This window comes from Methylophilus sp. 13 (assembly GCF_015354335.1).
In the GTDB taxonomy this organism is placed as follows: Bacteria; Pseudomonadota; Gammaproteobacteria; order Burkholderiales; family Methylophilaceae; genus Methylophilus; species Methylophilus glucosoxydans.
Genome location: NZ_JADKYR010000008.1, coordinates 20,555 through 39,500 on the forward strand (window position 1 = coordinate 20,555; position 18,946 = coordinate 39,500).

An 18,946-nucleotide genomic window follows, 5' to 3' on the forward strand; every position below is an offset into this window, starting at 1 on the left:
TTATCCTATCATGCCAGTGGTTGGTGAGCTAGGGCTGGCAGAATACAGTTTTTTCGCCATACGTCCGGCTAAAAAGGATTCCCGGCCAGCCTCAATGGCTTTTTTCATGGCGCCTGCCATCAACACCGGGTCACGCGCAGCCGCAATCGCAGTATTCATCAATACGCCGGCACAACCTAGCTCCATCGCAATCGCCGCATCAGACGCACAGCCTACGCCAGCATCCACCAAGACCGGAATCTTGGCATTTTCGATGATAATTTGCAGATTCCATGGATTTAAAATCCCCATGCCGGAACCAATCAGCGAGGCCAAGGGCATCACTGCCACACAGCCAATTTCCTCCAGCTGCTTGGCGATGATCGGGTCATCCGAGGTATACACCATGACCTCAAAGCCTTCTTTGACCAGCGTTTTGGCTGCAGCAATGGTTTCGGTCACATTCGGATACAAGGTATTCGGATCGCCCAACACCTCCAGCTTGACCAGGCGGTGATCATCCAGCAGTTCACGTGCCAGACGCAAGGTGCGCACAGCTTCTTCAGCACTGTAACAACCCGCGGTATTCGGCAGATAAGTAAATTCGTTCGGCGGCAAATACTCCAGCAGAGAAGGTTCGCTTGCATGTTGACCGATATTGGTCCGGCGGATGGCCACGGTAATAATTTCAGCGCCACTGGCGTCTATCGCAGCGCGTGTCTGCGTAAAGTCCTGGTATTTGCCGGTGCCAACCAACAGTCTGGATTGATAAGATTGACCGGCAATCACTAAAGCATCATTCATCATTAAACTTTCTATTCCATTCTTAGCTGCATAACGCTGATGAGATCGGGCTTAACCGCCACCGACCGCACCGACGATTTCCAGCTTGTCATCCGCGTGTAACTGCACGTGGGCAAACTGACTACGTGGCACAATATCGCCATTACGCTCAATCGCAATGCGCTTGCCTGTCAGTTGCATCTGCTCGACCAACGCTTGCACACTCATGGCCTCTGCGGCAAGTTGCATGGCTTTACCATTGACGAAAATTTGCATGCTGCTTTTAAAGGTTTTATTAAACAAGCCGTTATTCTACGAAAAATCAGCGGATTTGGCTTTCAGTTTTTACGTCACATGGTTTCAAGCCATCTTCAACACGTGTCATCCAACCTGGAGGAGTATGCGTTATTTTAAGCGTGAACATGGCACCATGTTTGCTTTAATGTTGTAGCGATACAAATATGCCTGAAGAATTTGACAAGTTTGGTCACTACGGCAAATTCCGCATTGCTGCAGAATGAACTTTTTGTTAATTTTGGCGCCACAAGCACGGCGAACACAATTCGTTGTTTTGTGTAATGAATATTGAGAATCCCAAAAGGAAGAGTAAAAATGCAAATCGTAGAATCCTACCAAGCCGTTTCATCACAACATTTCTTGATTGATGAAATTTACGCCCCTAGCCTCAACAATGCTGCTCCCAACGCTAAAGCGTTTGCCGAAGAACAGCAACACCTGAAAGCAATCAACGAGCTTCATCGCTTTTTGGAATCGAGTTGCGACTGCGTTTAATACACAGGGCGTTTCAAACCGACCCCGCAACGGGTCACTGATTTTCAGGTTGGATGCTTGAATCCAATCTTGGGTTAGCCGGAAATATGTGAAAACTCACTTCGGGCGCCCTTTACCCAAAAATTGCGCAACGACTGCGATATCGAAGTCTCTGCGTTAAAGTAGAGGTAATGATGAGACAAATAAAAAAGATGGCTTTTATCGCCATCTTTTTTATTTTCAGCGGTTGACTCAAAAGCAGCGACTACCTGTAAGAGCGGTCACTGCTATCATGCGATAACTGCAGATTACTCAACCGATAGCTGTGGACGACCAGCTTCTGGCCAATCTAAGTGGAAGAACTGACCACGTGGCTGATCTTTGCGCTCATAGGTATGTGCGCCAAAGTAGTCACGCTGGCCTTGCAACAGGTTGGCTGGCAAGTCAGCACTTCTGTAGCCATCATAGTAAGCTAATGCCGCCGCGAAGCCTTGTGCAGGAATGCCATTGGTCACAGCCAACGCAATCACTTTACGCCAGCCTGCCTGACCTTCGTTCATCGCATTGGTGAAGTATGGATCCAGCATCAGGTTTTTCAGGCGTGAGTTCAATGCATAAGCATCGGTGATTTTTTGGAGGAAGCGCGCACGGATGATACAACCGCCACGCCAGATCTGGGCAATTTCACCGAAGTTGAGTTTCCAGTTGTAAGCCACTTGTGCCTTATCAATCAGCTGGAAGCCTTGTGCGTAGGCGCAGATTTTAGAGCAATACAAGGCATTCTTGATCGCCTCAATGGTGGCAACTTTGTCCTTCTCTTGCACAATCACTGGACCTTTGAGGATCTTGCTGGCTTCAACACGCTCCTCTTTCAGGCTGGATAATGCACGCGCATAGACGGCAGCTGCAATCGCATTGGCGGGCGCCCCCAACTCGAGCGCATTGGCCGCCGTCCACTGGCCGGTGCCTTTTTGGCCTGCCGTATCGAGAATCTGGTCAACCAGGAAGCCTTTGCCAGCCGGATCTTTTTGCTGCAGGATATCGGCCGTAATTTCAATCAGGAAGCTGGACAGCTCACCTTTGTTCCACTCGGCAAACACTTTGCCGATTTCATCGGCCGGCATGCCCAGCAGATTTTTCATCAGCCAGTAGGCTTCGCAAATCAACTGCATATCGATGTACTCGATACCGTTGTGCACCATTTTTACATAGTGACCTGCACCGTCCGGGCCGATATATTCCGCGCAAGAGAACCCACCCTGAACTGGTTTGCCAGGTGCGCCACCTTCTAACGGGGCACCGGTCACAGGATCCACTTTGGCTGCAATATCGCGCCAGATGGGCTCCAGACTAGCCCAGGCCTTGCGTGTACCGGAAGGCATCAGCGATGGACCAAAGCGGGCACCGGTTTCACCACCAGACACGCCGGAACCAATAAACTCAATGCCTTTGGCAGCAAGCTCTTTTTCGCGACGGATGGTGTCCGTCCACAGCGCATTACCGCCATCAATAATAATGTCCCCTTGCTCCAGGAAAGGTAACAGGGCATTAATGGTCACATCGGTCGCGCTCCCGGCTTTCACCAGCAACACAATCTTGCGTGGACGCTTGATGCTCAGTACAAAAGAGGCCAAATCAGCATGCCCCACCACACGTTCGTGTGAGGGCTCATTCTTTTTACACTCCTCGATGAAGTTCAGCATTTTTTTCGGGTCACGGTTATAGACCGCAATGGTATAGCCGTGATCAGCAATGTTAAGCGCCAGGTTTTGGCCCATCACTGCCAATCCTACCAATCCAATATCCGCATTTTTTATAGTCATAATTCTCTCTAAACAATGGTTAATTTAGTTGAAAAAAAAGCACAGGCTTTTGGCCTGTGCTTGGACTAGGGTATGTATTGAATATCCCATGCAAGTTGTTTTGAGAATCGCAACTGGCATAACATTTTCAGCACCTTAGTTTTCTTTCGCTCAAGTGTTCCAGTCGGTTACTTGAGTACGTTACCGAACATCTGCAAGGTCAATTGATATCCAATGTTGACCAGCTGCGCATCGTAACGTTCCCCTTCATCGCGCATGAAGGCATGTTGTCCATTAAATTCATGCCAGGTGTAATGCAGTCCGGGCACCGCGGCAAAGCGGTTATACAGCTCTGCACGCTTATCTCCCGGGATATGAGGGTCTTGCTTGCCCCAGATCATAAGCAACTCGCCCTTGATTTCGCCGACACGGTCCATGCTGTGCTGACCAGGCTGGTTCGGGATAATGTTGGTGTGCAAATCGGTGGCATAGAAACAGGCCGTCGCTTTGACTTCGGGTTGCAAAGCTGCACGGAAAGCCAGGTGACCACCGATACAAAAACCGGCCGCACCCAAATTGCCGTCATACCAGGCTTGCTTGTTCAGATAGTCAATCATGGCGCGGTTATCCGTGTCGTAGGCCTGCACATCTTTGGCCATTTTGTCCGCATTGCCTTTGTCACGGCCAGCATCGTCATAGCCCAATACCGTGCCAATCGGATTCAACTCATGGAACACTTCAGGCACCAGCACGGCATAACCATGCCCTGCTAAAAAGCGCGCTGCGCGCTCAATCGGACCGGTCTGCTGAAAAATTTCAGAGTAAAACAAAACCGCAGGCACTTTGCCATCGTGTTTTGGACGATGAACATAAGTACGCATCACCCCGGTCGGGGTGTCCAAATCAACGATTTCGCTCGTAATCAGCATGATAAATCCTTAAACAATCAAAAAATACCGGCTATTCTAGCGCTGTTTGCATGGCTTTTCACAGATATTGTGTCAGGGCAAGCAGAATTTTTTGCAATTCCGGCTGACAAAGTCGAGGTAGCTTGCCTTCATCACCAACCATGGGAGTTTGTATGCGCCCCTCATTCAATCTTGTTTGCTTCATACTCTTCAGCACGAGCGCTTTGGTGGCCCATGCCGAGCTCGACCATGAGCTGGTTTACCGACTGAAAGCCTCGGTGGTAAAAGTGCACAGCATGACGCAAACGGGCGGTCACGGCGTCGGCAGCGGCGTGGTTGTGGCGCCAGATACAATGGCTACCAATTGCCATGTGCTGGCGAACAGCAGCGGCGTTAGCGTTTCCAAATTCGGTGATAGCGTCAGCCCGGTTGGCATGGTCGCGGACTGGAAACACGATATCTGCCTGTTGAAATTTCAATATCTGGAACTGCCGCCAGTCAAGCTGGGCACAACCGCCGCCTTACATTATGGTGATGCCGTCTTTTCCATCGGCTTTCCAGGTGGTCCGCCCAAGCCACAAACCATCGCAGGCCATGTGAAAGCCTTGTACCCCTATGATGACAGCCTGATTGTGCGCACCGATGCCGCGTTTATCATGGGCGCCAGTGGCAGCCCGACCTTTAACCAGACAGGCGAACTGGTTGCTTTAAGCACGTTTAAAAGTCCCGGCAAACAGGCCTACTTTTATAGTGTGCCGGTCGAGTGGATACAAACGCTGCTTGGCAAACAAGCCAGCAACAGCATTCAGGCCGACGCCACTCCCTTTTGGGACTTGCCGCTGAATGAGCGCCCGTTCTGGATGCAAGTGGTGATTCCTTACCAAAACAGCGACTGGCCAGCCGTAGAGCAGATCGCGCGCACTTGGTTAAGCCAGCAAGCAGAGGCTGCAGAAGCACACTTTTATTTAGCCAGTGCGCTACATGGGCAAGGGCACCTCGCCGCAGCCCAACAAGCCTATTTACAGGCCACCACGCTGGAGCCGAATTATCTGGAAGCTTGGTCAGGACTGGCCTTGCTCGCTCAACAATCCGCGCAGCCAAGCTTGCAGGCGGAGGCTGAGCGCCACCTTCAACAGCTCGCCAGCCAGACTCAATAGCTTGGGCACACTCGCTAACCACAAGCCATCCGGCCAAGCGTACGCATGCTCAACCCCAGAGGCTCTGCTAGAATAGCGTTTTTAATGTTTATCCGATTGCTCCGTCATGACCTCTCGCAACCAGCAACTGTTTGAAAAATCCCAGCAACTGATTCCAGGCGGCGTCAACTCGCCGGTACGCGCGTTTCGTAGCGTCGGTGGCACGCCCATCTTTTTCAAAAAGGGCCTCGGCTCCAAGCTCTGGGATGCGGATGGTAAAGAATACATTGACTACATCAACTCCTGGGGCCCCATGATTTTGGGACATGCCCACCCGGAAGTTGTTGCGGCCGTGCAGCAAGCGGCTGCCAACAGCCTGAGTTTTGGCGCGCCAACCGGCCTCGAGCTCGAAATGGCTGAATTAATTAATCAACTTGTGCCCAGCATGGAACAAGTACGCCTGGTCAGCAGCGGGACCGAAGCGACCATGAGTGCCATTCGCGTGGCCCGTGGCTTTACCAAACGCAATAAAATCATCAAATTTGAAGGCTGTTACCACGGCCATGCCGATGCCTTGCTCGTGAAGGCTGGGTCCGGCTTGCTCACCTTTGGCGAACCCAGCTCCGCCGGTGTCCCGCCAGAAGTCGCTGCGCACACCCTGACGCTCGATTACAACAACTCGCAAATGCTCAAAGACACCTTTGCCAGCATGGGGGACGAGATTGCCTGCGTGATTCTGGAGCCAGTAGTCGGCAATATGAACCTGATTGTGCCTCACCGCGAGTTCTTAACCACTTTGCGTGAACTGTGCACTCAGCATGGCACGGTGCTGATTTTTGATGAAGTCATGACCGGCTTCCGCGTGGCACTGGGCGGTGCACAGGCACTGTATGGCATTAGACCGGACATGACGACCCTGGGCAAAGTCATTGGAGGCGGCCTGCCCGTAGGCGCCTTTGGTGGCCGCAAAGACATCATGAGCGTACTGGCCCCACTAGGGCCGGTTTACCAGGCGGGCACCCTATCAGGCAATCCCGTGGCAGTGACCGCCGGGCTGACCACCCTCAAACTGATCCAGGCACCCGGCTTTTATGAGGCACTGACGGCAAAAACAGCGCAGTTAATGGACGGCATGAAGCAGGCAGCACACAAAGCGGGCGTCACATTTAGCGCACAAAGCGTAGGCGGCATGTTTGGCCTCTATTTTAGCGCCAGCAACCCCACCAGCTACGCCGACATGATGCAGGCAGATAAAAATGCCTTTAATCACTTCTTCCACAGCATGCTGAACAGCGGCATTTATCTGGGGCCATCTGCATTTGAGGCGGGCTTTGTCTCGGCGGCACATACCGATGCCGATATCGCCCAAACCGTACAGGCGGCCGAACAAGCCTTTGCCAGCCTGTAAGCCAAGCGGTTGCGTGGCGATTGCCTCTCAGGCTCGCCACGCAAACGAATTCCCACATCACCGACCATCCCGGATGACGCCCCTGAGCGGCCTGACACCTTCTGGCAGGCCGTCCATGATGAGGCAATCCAATCGCAATCTCTGATCCATGGCCGCGCCTGGGGCGCTCTGCTCAGGGATAAACAGCCTTACAAGCGCAACAGACTCAACAGAGCCACGCCATTTTAAAACCCTGTTAGCTCTCTGGTATTTGTGTAAATTAAAGCGCAATTAATTGGTAAATAAAAACCATTCTCAACTAAAAAATAAAATGCCTTTATCCGTTATTTAACGCAGGCTAAACAATTGAAATTGCTAAACTTTAACGGTATCATTGAAGGTTCCTCCAAATGTTTTGTAAGTGAAGAATCTGGCAATGGACATGCAGTCTGACAACAACCTGATGAGTGCTTCTCAAGATACCGCAACCGCCCGGGACGACCAATTCGGTTTAGCTCCGCAATCCCAGGGTTTATATGACAGACGCCACGAGAAAGATAGCTGTGGCGTGGGCTTTGTCGCCCATATTAAAGGCCAGAAAAGCCACGACATTGTCGCTAAAGGCCTGCAACTGCTGGACAACCTGACCCATCGCGGCGCGACCGGTTACGACCCTAAACTGGGTGACGGCGCGGGCTTGCTGATGCAGATGCCAGATACCTTTATGCGCGAAGAGGCTGCCAAGCTGAGCATGACCTTGCCAGCAGCCGGACAATACGCCGTCGGTCAGGCATTTCTGCCACAAAACGCAGACAACCGCGCGCAATGCGAAGCCATCTTTGCCAAAATCATTGCAGAAGAAAATCAAACCCTGCTGGGCTGGCGTGATGTGCCGGTCGACAACAGCAATATTGCCGACGCCGCCCGCGCGGTTGAGCCTGTGATGCGCCAGGTGTTTATTGCCAGCACCGTGACCGACAGCAACACCTTTGAACGCAAATGCTTTGTGATCCGCAAACGCATTGAACACGCGATTCGCGCACTGAACCTACAAGACAAGGCACAGTTTTACATGCCTTCCTTCTCTTCGCGCACCATCGTCTACAAAGGCATGCTGCTGGCTAATGAAGTGGGCGTGTACTACAAAGATTTGAGAGATGAGCGCGTGATTTCAGCGCTTGCGCTGGTACACCAGCGTTTCTCTACCAACACCTTTCCAGCCTGGGATCTGGCCCACCCCTTCCGCATGATTGCACACAACGGTGAAATCAATACCGTTCAAGGCAACGTGAACTGGATGGCCGCCCGTCATGAGACCATGAAATCTGCGGTGCTGGGTGAAGACCTGGAAAAACTGTGGCCACTGATTGCAGAAGGCCAGTCCGACTCCGCCTGCTTTGATAACTGTCTTGAGCTGCTGGTGGCTGGTGGCTATAGCCTGCCACACGCCATGATGATGCTGATCCCGGAAGCCTGGGCAGGCAACCCATTAATGGACGAAGACCGCCGTGCGTTCTATGAATACCACGCGGCACTGATGGAGCCATGGGACGGCCCGGCTGCAGTCGCGTTTACTGACGGTAAAATGATTGGTGCCACGCTGGACCGGAATGGCTTGCGCCCAGCCCGCTATCTGGTGACCGAAGACGACATCGTCATGATGGCGTCTGAAATGGGTGTGATCACTTTCCCACAAGAAAAAATCGTTAAAAAATGGCGTTTGCAGCCAGGCAAAATGTTGCTGATCGACATGGAGCAAGGCCGCATTATCGACGACGAAGAAGTCAAAACTGAACTGGCACAAGCCAAACCTTACCGCCAGTGGATTGAACAAACCCGCTTCCATTTGACCGACTTGCCTGGCGTAGGCACTGGCGAAGCCAGCCTGAACGCGGATTTGCTGGATACCCAACAAGCCTTTGGTTACTCTCAGGAAGACTTGAAGTTTGTCTTGCAACCCATGATAGACAACGGCGAAGAGGGCTCAGGCTCCATGGGGAACGACGCGGCCTTGCCCGTGCTGTCCAATAAAGCCAAGACACTGTACAACTACTTTAAACAGTTGTTTGCACAAGTGACCAACCCGCCGATTGACCCAATCCGTGAAGAGCTGGTGATGTCACTGGTGACATTTATCGGCCCTAAACCCAATCTGTTGGCGATTGATGAGACCAATCCGCCATTGCGTTTGGAAAGCGGCCAGCCAGTGTTGAGCCTGGAAGGCCTGGAAAAACTCAAACAGATTGAGTCTTTGACCAAAGGCCAGTTCAAGTCCATCGTCCTTGACCTGACTTATGATGCCGCCTTAGGTAAAACCGGCATGAAACAGGCCCTGGACGTCTTGCACGACCAAGCCGAAAAAGCCGTGCATGACGGCTATAACGTACTGATCCTCTCGGACCGTGCCGTCGCAGCGAACCGCATTGCCATTCCAGCCCTGCTGGCCTGCTCGGCCACGCATGAGTTTCTGGTCAAAGCCGGCTTGCGTACCAGCACCGGCCTGGTAATTGATACAGGCTCAGCCCGTGAAGTACACCATTTTGCCCTGCTGGCAGGCTATGGTGCGGAAGCTGTTTGCCCATGGCTGGTGTACGAAACCATCAAGACCATGACCGGCGATGTTGAAAAAGCCGGCAAAAACTTCGTCAAGGCGATCGGCAAAGGCTTGTACAAAGTCATGTCCAAAATGGGCATCTCGACCTACCAGTCTTACTGCGGCGCACAGATTTTTGAAGCGATCGGCCTCAATAGCCAGTTTGTGAATGACTATTTCACTGGCACGGTCAGCCAGATTGAAGGCATCGGTCTGGAGCAAGTTGCCGAAGAAACTGTACGCATGCACATGCAAGCATTTGGGAATGACCCCGTGCTCTCCAATGCATTGGAAGCGGGCGGTGAATACGCCTTCCGTGTGCGCGGTGAAGAGCACTTGTGGACGCCGATGTCGATCAGCAAATTGCAGAACGCGACCCGGACTGGCAAATACGAAACTTACAAAGAGTACGCCGCACTGATCAACGATCAGACACGTCGCCACATGACCTTGCGCGGACTGTTTGAAATCAAACCGGCGGGTAAAGCGATCCCATTGGATCAGGTGGAATCGGCCAAAGAGATTGTTAAACGCTTTGCCACAGGCGCCATGTCTTTGGGCTCCATTTCAACCGAAGCGCACGCCACCTTGGCGATTGCCATGAACCGGATTGGCGGCAAGTCCAATACTGGCGAAGGCGGTGAAGACGTCAAACGCTTTATTCCGGTCCAAACAGAATCCAGCCTGGCCACCGTATTGGGCACAGATTTGATTGAAGCCGATGTGCCAATGCAAGCGGGTGACTCTTTGCGCTCACGCATCAAGCAGGTGGCCTCTGGCCGCTTTGGCGTGACCGCCGAATACCTGAGCAGCGCTGACCAGATCCAGATCAAAATGGCACAAGGTGCCAAGCCTGGGGAAGGCGGTCAGTTGCCTGGCCATAAAGTGTCGCCCTACATTGCGAAATTGCGCTTCTCGGTGCCTGGCGTCGGCTTGATCTCTCCACCACCACATCACGACATTTACTCGATTGAAGATTTGGCACAGCTGATTCATGACCTGAAAAACGCCAATCCAAAAGCCTCGATTTCGGTCAAACTGGTGTCAGAAACCGGCATCGGTACCGTGGCAGCGGGTGTGGCCAAGGCCAAGTCTGATCACATCGTGGTCGCTGGCCATGACGGCGGGACAGGTGCCTCACCAATTTCTTCGATCAAACACGCAGGCACGCCATGGGAGCTTGGTCTGGCTGAAACGCAGCAGACGCTGGTACTCAACCAGTTACGTGGTCGCGTCGTGCTGCAAGTCGATGGCCAGATGAAAACCGGCCGTGACGTGCTGATTGGCGCACTGCTGGGTGCGGACGAATTTGGCTTTGCCACCGCACCGCTGGTGGTTGAAGGCTGTATCATGATGCGTAAGTGTCACTTGAACACGTGCCCGGTCGGTGTTGCCACCCAAGATCCAGAGCTGCGTAAGAAGTTTACCGGCCAGCCTGAGCATGTCGTGAATTACTTCTTCTTTGTCGCTGAAGAAGTGCGTGAACTGATGGCCAGCATGGGCATTGCCAAGTTTGATGACTTGATCGGCCGTGCCGATTTGCTGGACATGAAAGCCGGCATCGAGCACTGGAAGATCAATGGCCTGGACTTCAGCAAAGTATTCCACTTGCCAGACATGCCAGCCAGTGTGGCACGCAAAAACAATGACGTGCAAGATCACGGCATCGCCAAAGCATTGGATAACAAATTGATCGCATTGGCTAAACCGGCGTTGGAAAAAGGCGAAAAAGTTACGCTTGAGTTGCCAATTGTGAACACTAACCGTACAGCAGGTACCATGCTGTCACACGAAGTGGCGAGCCGTTATGGCAACGCCGGTCTGCCCGACGGTACCATCCACGTCAAATTCACTGGCACCTCCGGTCAGAGTTTTGCGGCATTCCTGGCCAAGGGCATTACCTTTGAGCTGACAGGTGAAGGCAACGACTACGTGGGTAAAGGCCTGTGTGGTGGTCAGATCATTATCAAACCACCTGCAACATTCCGTGGCTTATCCTATGAAAACATCATCGTTGGTAACACCGTGATGTACGGTGCGACCACAGGCAGCAGCTTCTTGAGCGGTGTGGCGGGTGAGCGCTTCTGCGTACGTAACTCAGGCGCAACTGCCGTGGTTGAAGGCGTAGGCAACCATGGTTGCGAATACATGACTGGCGGGACCGTGGTGGTACTGGGTCAGACCGGCCAGAACTTTGCAGCCGGGATGAGTGGCGGCATTGCCTATGTCTACGACATTGACGGCCAGTTTGCCAAACGCTGCAATATGAGCATGGTGTCACTGGAAAAAGTCGAAGCGGCGGAAGCAGATGTTGGCAAAGTACAACACCTAGGCCAGCCAGACGAAGTGATTCTTAAAGGCTTGATCGAGCAGCACCTGGCGTTGACAGGCAGCCCTCGAGCAAAAGAACTGTTGGCCGACTGGTCAGCCGCGCGTGCAAAATTTGTTAAAGTATTCCCGAACGAATACAAACGCGCACTGACCGAAATGGCTGCAGCCTCCGCCAAGCAAGCCGCATAATCGTTTTTGTTAATTGAATGCCCCGCGTGATTGGCGGGGCTGTTTAAAGTTGTGTCTGTCACGAGCAACTGGGAAGAGATGATTTCACATGGGTAAAGTCACAGGTTTTATGGAATTTGACCGACTGGCAGAAGAAAATCTGCCCGTTCAGGATCGCGTCAAGAACTACAAAGAGTTCGTCCTGCATTTGACAGACGACCAGGCCAAACAGCAAGGGGCACGCTGCATGGATTGCGGCATTCCATTTTGCACCACCGGCTGTCCAATCAATAACATCATTCCTGACTGGAATGACCTGGTCTATCATCAGGACTGGCGCAGCGCGATTGATGTGTTGCATTCCACCAACAACTTCCCGGACTTTACTGGCCGTATCTGCCCCGCCCCTTGCGAGGCAGCCTGCACCTTGAACATTAATAACGACGCCGTCGGGATTAAGTCCATCGAGCACGCCATCATCGACAAAGCTTGGGAAAACGGTTGGGTCACACCACAAATCAACCCGAACAAAACTGGCAAAACAGTGGCGATTGTGGGGTCTGGCCCCGCAGGCCTCGCCGCAGCACAACAACTTGCTCGCGCGGGCCATGCCGTGACCGTGTTTGAAAAAAATGACCGTATCGGCGGCTTGCTGCGGTATGGCATTCCTGACTTCAAACTGGATAAAGCAAACATTGACCGCCGGATGGCGCAGATGGAAGCCGAAGGCGTGACCTTCAAGGTGAATCAGCATGTCGGTGAAAACGTCAGCGCGGCCGATCTGGAGCGTGACTTTGATGCCGTCATCCTGGCAGGTGGCGCAGAACAGCCACGTGACCTGCCCGTGACAGGTCGTGAACTCGATGGTGTTCATTTCGCCATGGACTTCCTGACCCCTAACAACAAAATGGTGGCCGGCGACAACGTCCCTAACCAGATTAAAGCCACCGGCAAACATGTGGTGGTTATCGGCGGTGGCGATACCGGTTCTGACTGCGTAGGCACCTCCAACCGCCATGGGGCAGCCAGCATCACCCAGTTCGAGTTGATGCCTCAGCCGCCTGAAAAAGAAGACAAATTTATGGTGTGGCCAAACTGGCCACTCAAAATGCGCACCTCCAGCTCGCATGAAGAAGGCGCAAACCGGGACTGGTCGATCACAACCAAAGAGCTGATCGGCGAGAACGGCAAGGTTAAAGCCCTTAAAGGTGCACGTGTGGAATGGAAAGACGGCAAAATGTCTGAAATTCCAGGTTCAGAGTTCACCATTCCTGCTGATCTGGTGTTTTTGGCCATGGGCTTTGTCTCTCCGGTACAAAAAGTGCTGGAAGCGTTTGGCGTGGAAAAAGACAATCGCGGCAATGCCAAAGCCACGACCGATGGCGAAGGCTGTTACAAAACCAGCAAGGACAAAGTCTTTGCTGCCGGTGACATACGTCGCGGCCAGTCCCTGGTGGTCTGGGCGATTCGTGAAGGCCGTCAGTGCGCACGCGAAGTCGATGCGTTCCTGATGGGCAGCTCTACTCTGCCACGCTAGTCCAGGTTGCCGTGAGACGCAAAACGCCGATGGTTTTCATCGGCGTTTTTATTTGTCATATCGCAAAAAAACCGCATTCTTTCAGGTGAAACGATGGCTTGGCCTTTATAATCATGCTTTTAGCTGATGTGCGTACGACCACACCAGCGCAGGCAACCGAAACCAGAGCAAATGACCACTCTTCAAAATGACACCTTTCTGCGCGCCCTGTTGCGCCAGCCTACTGAATATACCCCGGTGTGGATGATGCGCCAGGCAGGCCGCTACCTGCCTGAATACCGTGAAAGCCGCAAAACCGCGGGCAGCTTTATGCAACTGTGCCAGAGCCCGGCCTTTGCCACCGAAGTGACCCTGCAACCGCTGGACCGCTATCCCCAACTGGATGCGGCCATTCTGTTCAGCGACATATTGACCGTCCCTGATGCCATGGGACTGGGTTTGTATTTTGAAGAAGGGGAAGGCCCCAAGTTTGAGCGGACTTTACAAGAAGAGGCAGACATCCTCAAACTGGACGTGCCTGACATGGCCAAACTGCAATATGTATTTGATGCTGTCAGCAGCATCCGTCAAGCACTGAATGGCCGTGTTCCTTTGATCGGTTTTTCAGGCAGTCCATGGACACTGGCCACCTACATGGTGGAAGGCAAAGGCGGCACCGACTTTTTGAATACCAAAAAAATGGGCTATGCCAGACCCGAATTACTGCACCGCATTCTGGAGATTACGGCGCAAACGGTGACGCAATACCTCAATGCACAGATTGCGGCCGGTGCACAGGCGGTGATGATTTTTGACTCTTGGGGGGGTGCCTTATCGCATCAAGGCTATCAGGAGTTTTCACTGCAATACATGCAGAAAATTGTCGCTGGCCTCACTAAAACCGCAGAAGGCAAACCGGTGCCCAGCATCGTGTTTACCAAAGGCGGCGGGTTGTGGCTGGAGTCACAGGCAGCCATCGGTGCCGATGCCCTCGGATTAGACTGGAGCGTGGATCTCGGCCAGGCACGGGCACGCGTGGGGGACAAAGTGGCGTTGCAAGGCAATATGGACCCGGCGATCCTGTTGAGCTCTCCTGCCGCTATCGAAAAAGAAGTCGCACAGATTCTGGCCAGCTACGGCCATGGTCACGGCCATGTGTTTAACCTGGGCCATGGCATCACGCAATGGACACCCCCGGAGCATGCGGCCTGCATGCTGGAAACCCTGCGCAAGCTGAGTCCACAGTATCACTCATAAGGTCGTCACCGCGCGAGCTTATTGCGGTCAGACTGGGCGGTGATGCTCTCACGAGGCCTTGTTTGGGCGAGGCAAAAACGTGAGACTTGCGCGGGACTGAATCGCCACAAATAGTGATCTCGCACAGTGGCGATCGGCGCGATGCCGGCGAGTATGGGTAAATGGTTGGCGTTACCAGGGTCGCCCGCCACCCAAACGGCCTGCTGCGGCCCTAGCTGGCAAACGTGTTGTGTCAACATACTTTCGGTTAACAACTGGTTTGCCGCTGTTTGCGGGTCAAAATGCTTGGCCTCTATCAGCTCCTTTTCCCAACTGTCGTCCAACACCTCATACTCAGCAGTGCGCCAATCAGCCACCATCCAGGCGGGATGCGATAACCGCAGATAAAACATCAAGTCAAACTGGTATTTATTGAGCAGAATCAATTGATCCTGTTTGCTAACCAAGGGCTGGACCTTGGTTGCCAGCAGGAAAGAAGCTGTTTTTTGCGCGTGCTGAATCACCATCCCCATGGCTATCACACAGGTCACTGCCGCCGCCAAAAATGTGACCCACAACCGCTTGGGGAAGCGGTGCTGCCAGGCTTGCCGCATACCCATGGCTGTCAAGACCGCCATTGCCGGCAAAACTGGCATGATGTAGCCCAGTGGTTTGGAAACCGGGATCGAAAAAAATAGCAGGATCAATGCCAGCCAACATACCATCAGCCAGGCCACATCCTGCTGCCGTGAACTCCAGCGCTGGACTTCGCGCTTGCGCAAGCGGGTCAACCACAGAGAAGCGGGCAAGGTCAGCGCCAATAGCACGGGCAGATAAAACCAGAACGGCTGCTGATTGTTAAAGTGCGTGCCAGTGAAGCGCTGCACATGGTGATGAATAAAAAAGTACTCCAGAAAGCCCTTAAACTGCGATTCCATGCATAAAAACCAGGGACTGGCCATCAGAAAAAACAATACCAGCGCTGGCCAACAGAAAAAACACTTTAGATACGCAAGACGGCGACTCACCAGCAGCCAGCCACCAACGACCAGCACAGGCAAGACCATGCCAATCAGGCCCTTGGCCAGAACGCCTCCGGCAGCAAACACCATCGCCATATACAGATATTTCCGCTCCGGCTGGCCTTGTTCAATACTCCAGGTAAACTCTGCCGCCAGCATGATCGTCATGGCAATCATGCTGGCAACCAACATATCCAGATTGGCAAACTGGGCACTGGCAAAAAAGAATGGCTGCGTCACGAGCGCGACAAAAGCCAGTACCGCAGTTTTTTTGTCCAGATGCCTGGCTATAAACCAATACAGCGCGATCGCCATCAATAAGGCAGCCAGCAAGGAGGCCAGCCTGCTCGCAAGCAGCGAGGGGCCAAAAAGTTTGAAACTGGCCGCCGTGATCCAGTAAAACAAAGGCGGTTTATGAAAATATGGCAAGCCATCCAAATGAGGGATCGTCCAGTTTCCAGAGGTCAACATCTCCCAGGCAATGCCGACATAGCGGCCTTCATCCGGCAGGGTAAGTGGCCGACAAACGGCGGCTATGCTCAACCAAAGCAGGGTGACCGCTAACCACAGAAAGTGACTCAAATGACTGTTTTGTTTTATTTGTACTGGCGACATGCCTATCCGCTTGTGATTGATGAACGACTGAATGGCGGGTCAGGAGTCATCACACGCTGATAGGCGCCATGTTGATTCCTGACATCCAGCACTCACCAGCAAGGCATATGCCAAATAAAATCACATTTACAATCAACCACCTATAATCAAAACCAATTTACTCTGTGCATTTTTTGCAGGGCTATAAATGCGTTTAATCAGCCGGGTGCACTTTTTGCAGTGCGCTTGGGCACCATCAGCCGAAAAAGGAAAATAAAAAAGCCTGCAATCGCAGGCTTTTTTCAGGCAATCCTCTTTCTACTTCAGAGACATGCGCGACATGGTCTCGTCTTTATCTTTCCATTGATGTTTGAGTGCCCCAAGCACATGCACGATAAATGCAGCCAGCATCAGGTTGGCGAACAATTCGTGAGACTCTTTGAACACATCGCGCAAATCGGCATTATCCAGCCCGCCGAACACCTCCAACCCAAACCACTTCAAGCCGAACTTGCTATAAAGCGTCATGAGTACGCCGCTCAGTGGGATCAAGACCATCAGCAAATACAGCATGTGATGCACGGCTGTCGCCAGCTTACGCTCCAGCGCTGAATAGCTGGCCAGCATGGCAGGCGGGGTATGTGTCACACGCCAGTACACGCGGAAAATCACCAGCCAGAGCAAGGTAAAGCCGATGGACTTGTGCAGATTAAAATACAGGGTCCGGGCTGTAGCCGGCTCATCCATCTGCCAGGTGACGATCCCCAGATCGAACAGATCAAAGGCCGTTTGTTTTGGCCCGTCTTTTGGCAACTCGCCCATGTACCAGCCCAGGGCAAACATGCCAATAATGACCAGTGCGATGAGCCAGTGCAGAATAATCGCCACCTTGGTATAACGCTGGGTTGAACTCATTGAATCTCCTTTGTTGATGGATGTAACCAGCCTGTGACAGCGGTCACTATGACTACATGCGTGAATTGTTTATGATGCATGAATCATTCATGGGTAAGCCGTCATGTTATCAAAAATCAACCGCTTTGGTGTGCGTCTTGTATACGTATTTGTAACGCTGTGTAGCCAGGCCTTGGCCGACGACTTTGAATTTAAACAGGTGGCGGACGGCATCTATGTGCACCATGGCAAGCATCTGGATATTGATGATGGCTATCAGGGCGACATCTGCAACCTCGGCGTCATTATTGGCCAAGAGGCCATTGCCGTGATTGACAGTGGCGGCAGCAAACATACCGGTGACCAATTACTCGCCGCCATTCGCCGCATCAGCCCTTTGCCTATCCGATATGTCATCAATACCCATGTCCATCCAGACCACACCTATGGCAACGCCGCTTTTCAAAATGGCACTACCCACTTTGTCGGTCACGAAAAACTGGCCACTAACATGCTGCTGCGCAAGGAGCAATATGAAAAACTGAATGCGCGCCTACTGGGGGCTGACGGTGCGGCAAGCCCCACCATCCCCCCGGATACCCTTGTGCATGCTGAGCAGTCGCTGGACCTGGGGCACCGCATCCTGCAACTACAAGCGCGCAAGGTGGCCCACACCCATACTGACCTCACTATTCTAGACACGCAAACCAACACCCTGTTTGCGGGCGACTTGCTGTTTGCGCAACGGACGCCAGTGGTAGAAGGCGACCTCAAAGGCTTGATCGCCGTGCTGGAGCAAATCAACCAGCAACCATACTCGCTCATCGTCCCCGGCCATGGGTTAGAAAGCAGCGACCAGAAAACCATCATTGGCAACGAGTTACGCTATCTCAACTTGTTATTGAGCGATATCAGAAACAGCATCAAAAAAGGCATCAGCATGGAACAAACCATGGACACTGCAGCCGCCTCTGAGCATGACAACTGGGTATTGTTCGACATCGCCAACCGGCGCAATGTCAATGTGGTTTACCCGCAACTGGAATGGGAATAAGCGCAGCGATGTAAACATTACACTTATGGTCTGCTATCTCTCTTGCTGTCATGTCACAACACGTTCTGTTTTACAATGCGAGGATGTCCTTATCCATTCTGATTGTTGAAGATGAACTCTCGATTGCCGAGACTTTAATCTATGCTTGTCAGGCAGAGAAAATTCAAACAACACATGTCAGCCTCGGTCAACAAGCGCTGGACATCACCCTGAAACAGTCATTTGATATGATTATTCTAGATATCGGACTCCCAGATATGACAGGGTTCGATGTTTGCAAGCGCTTAAGACACTTTTGCAATACACCCATTTTATTTCTAACTGCGCGTAATCATGAGGTGGACAGGATTTTGGGATTAGAAATTGGCGCAGATGACTATGTAACAAAGCCGTTTAGCCCCAGAGAAGTGGTGGCGCGCATTAAAGCCATTCAACGACGGCTGCAGCCACTGCCAGAGCACTCTCCTAACGGATTTCAACTGGATGAACATGGTAGTAGAATCTATTATCAACAACAGCTATTACACCTGACACGTTATGAATACCTGCTATTGAAATCCATGATTTTGCAGCCCCACCGTGTATTCTCACGCGCCACATTAATGGACAGTATCTGGCAGTCATCTGAAGACTCAACGGATCGAACAGTAGATACCCACATTAAAACCTTGCGTCAAAAACTCCGAGAAATTTCAACGCTGCACGATCTACCCGAGAGAGAGCTGATTGTGACGCATAGAGGCATGGGTTACAGCCTGCTGCGATAACCACT

General features: G+C 52.4%; 14 protein-coding genes. 8 read left to right on the top strand and 6 right to left on the bottom strand.

Going from position 1 to position 18,946, the window contains the following annotated elements:
* Both INP77_RS14150 and thiS read right to left on the bottom strand, forming a co-directional pair.
* Positions 1-783 (bottom strand): thiazole synthase, encoded by a 783-nt coding sequence (locus tag INP77_RS14150; RefSeq protein ID WP_194749781.1) that lies wholly within the window; start codon positions 781-783, stop codon positions 1-3.
* A gap of 51 nt (positions 784-834) precedes the next feature.
* Positions 835-1,038 carry a sulfur carrier protein ThiS gene (thiS, locus tag INP77_RS14155; RefSeq protein WP_194749782.1) on the bottom strand — a complete coding sequence of 68 codons (204 nt, stop codon included), beginning with the start codon at positions 1,036-1,038 and terminating at the stop codon, positions 835-837.
* A gap of 336 nt (positions 1,039-1,374) precedes the next feature.
* Here thiS and INP77_RS14160 point away from each other — a divergent pair, with 336 nt between their 5' ends.
* The gene (locus INP77_RS14160; RefSeq protein WP_194749724.1) at positions 1,375-1,554 is read left to right on the top strand and encodes a hypothetical protein; all 180 of its coding nucleotides are present in this window, start codon (positions 1,375-1,377) and stop codon (positions 1,552-1,554) included.
* A gap of 287 nt (positions 1,555-1,841) precedes the next feature.
* Here the strand turns inward: INP77_RS14160 and gndA are convergent, their stop codons facing one another.
* Both gndA and INP77_RS14170 read right to left on the bottom strand, forming a co-directional pair.
* Positions 1,842-3,356, bottom strand: a complete 1,515-nt coding sequence (gene gndA / locus INP77_RS14165) for an NADP-dependent phosphogluconate dehydrogenase (RefSeq protein ID WP_194749725.1) — start codon at positions 3,354-3,356, stop codon at positions 1,842-1,844.
* A gap of 167 nt (positions 3,357-3,523) precedes the next feature.
* Complete coding sequence (locus INP77_RS14170) at positions 3,524-4,264, bottom strand: dienelactone hydrolase family protein (RefSeq protein ID WP_194749726.1); 741 nt, start codon at positions 4,262-4,264, stop codon at positions 3,524-3,526.
* A 206-nt stretch (positions 4,265-4,470) separates the two neighbouring features.
* Between INP77_RS14170 and INP77_RS14175 the strand changes: the two genes are divergently transcribed.
* The 5 genes from INP77_RS14175 to hemE all read left to right on the top strand — a co-directional run bounded on the left by INP77_RS14175 (position 4,471) and on the right by hemE (position 14,631).
* Entirely contained in the window at positions 4,471-5,400 is a 930-nt protein-coding gene (locus INP77_RS14175; RefSeq protein ID WP_368667948.1) for a trypsin-like peptidase domain-containing protein, read from the top strand.
* A gap of 106 nt (positions 5,401-5,506) precedes the next feature.
* A complete protein-coding gene (hemL, locus tag INP77_RS14180; protein WP_194749728.1) occupies positions 5,507-6,787 on the top strand; it encodes a glutamate-1-semialdehyde 2,1-aminomutase in 1,281 nt (426 codons plus the stop codon).
* A gap of 421 nt (positions 6,788-7,208) precedes the next feature.
* On the top strand, positions 7,209-11,879 hold the full coding sequence (locus INP77_RS14185) for a glutamate synthase-related protein (RefSeq protein ID WP_194749783.1): 4,671 nt from the start codon (positions 7,209-7,211) through the stop codon (positions 11,877-11,879).
* Positions 11,880-11,967: 88 nt separating this feature from the next.
* Positions 11,968-13,395, top strand: coding sequence for a glutamate synthase subunit beta (locus tag INP77_RS14190; RefSeq protein WP_194749729.1), 1,428 nt, complete (start codon positions 11,968-11,970; stop codon positions 13,393-13,395).
* Between the two features lie 171 nt (positions 13,396-13,566).
* Positions 13,567-14,631, top strand: a complete 1,065-nt coding sequence (gene hemE, locus INP77_RS14195) for a uroporphyrinogen decarboxylase (protein ID WP_194749730.1) — start codon at positions 13,567-13,569, stop codon at positions 14,629-14,631.
* Positions 14,632-14,636: 5 nt separating this feature from the next.
* Here the strand turns inward: hemE and INP77_RS14200 are convergent, their stop codons facing one another.
* Together INP77_RS14200 and INP77_RS14205 are read right to left on the bottom strand one after the other, a co-directional pair.
* Entirely contained in the window at positions 14,637-16,247 is a 1,611-nt protein-coding gene (locus tag INP77_RS14200) for a glycosyltransferase family 39 protein (protein ID WP_194749731.1), read from the bottom strand.
* Between the two features lie 297 nt (positions 16,248-16,544).
* Positions 16,545-17,141: a cytochrome b gene (locus INP77_RS14205; protein WP_194749732.1), complete on the bottom strand. Its 597-nt coding sequence runs from the start codon at positions 17,139-17,141 to the stop codon at positions 16,545-16,547.
* 103 nt (positions 17,142-17,244) lie between these two features.
* Between INP77_RS14205 and INP77_RS14210 the strand changes: the two genes are divergently transcribed.
* Together INP77_RS14210 and creB are read left to right on the top strand one after the other, a co-directional pair.
* Positions 17,245-18,174, top strand: coding sequence for a quinoprotein relay system zinc metallohydrolase 2 (locus INP77_RS14210; protein ID WP_194749733.1), 930 nt, complete (start codon positions 17,245-17,247; stop codon positions 18,172-18,174).
* Positions 18,175-18,257: 83 nt separating this feature from the next.
* The gene (creB, locus tag INP77_RS14215) at positions 18,258-18,941 is read left to right on the top strand and encodes a two-component system response regulator CreB (RefSeq protein WP_194749734.1); all 684 of its coding nucleotides are present in this window, start codon (positions 18,258-18,260) and stop codon (positions 18,939-18,941) included.
* The last annotated feature ends 5 nt before the right edge of the window (positions 18,942-18,946 follow it).

What these genes read in the sequence shown, in the direction of transcription:
- INP77_RS14150 (WP_194749781.1), bottom strand. Translation starts at nt 783, where the DNA reads ATGAATGATGCTTTAGTGATTGCCGGTCAATCTTATCAATCCAGACTG.
- thiS (WP_194749782.1), bottom strand. Translation starts at nt 1,038, where the DNA reads ATGCAAATTTTCGTCAATGGTAAAGCCATGCAACTTGCCGCAGAGGCC.
- INP77_RS14160 (WP_194749724.1), top strand. Translation starts at nt 1,375, where the DNA reads ATGCAAATCGTAGAATCCTACCAAGCCGTTTCATCACAACATTTCTTG.
- gndA (WP_194749725.1), bottom strand. Translation starts at nt 3,356, where the DNA reads ATGACTATAAAAAATGCGGATATTGGATTGGTAGGATTGGCAGTGATG.
- INP77_RS14170 (WP_194749726.1), bottom strand. Translation starts at nt 4,264, where the DNA reads ATGCTGATTACGAGCGAAATCGTTGATTTGGACACCCCGACCGGGGTG.
- hemL (WP_194749728.1), top strand. Translation starts at nt 5,507, where the DNA reads ATGACCTCTCGCAACCAGCAACTGTTTGAAAAATCCCAGCAACTGATT.
- INP77_RS14185 (WP_194749783.1), top strand. Translation starts at nt 7,209, where the DNA reads ATGCAGTCTGACAACAACCTGATGAGTGCTTCTCAAGATACCGCAACC.
- INP77_RS14190 (WP_194749729.1), top strand. Translation starts at nt 11,968, where the DNA reads ATGGGTAAAGTCACAGGTTTTATGGAATTTGACCGACTGGCAGAAGAA.
- hemE (WP_194749730.1), top strand. Translation starts at nt 13,567, where the DNA reads ATGACCACTCTTCAAAATGACACCTTTCTGCGCGCCCTGTTGCGCCAG.
- INP77_RS14200 (WP_194749731.1), bottom strand. Translation starts at nt 16,247, where the DNA reads ATGTCGCCAGTACAAATAAAACAAAACAGTCATTTGAGTCACTTTCTG.
- INP77_RS14205 (WP_194749732.1), bottom strand. Translation starts at nt 17,141, where the DNA reads ATGAGTTCAACCCAGCGTTATACCAAGGTGGCGATTATTCTGCACTGG.
- INP77_RS14210 (WP_194749733.1), top strand. Translation starts at nt 17,245, where the DNA reads ATGTTATCAAAAATCAACCGCTTTGGTGTGCGTCTTGTATACGTATTT.
- creB (WP_194749734.1), top strand. Translation starts at nt 18,258, where the DNA reads ATGTCCTTATCCATTCTGATTGTTGAAGATGAACTCTCGATTGCCGAG.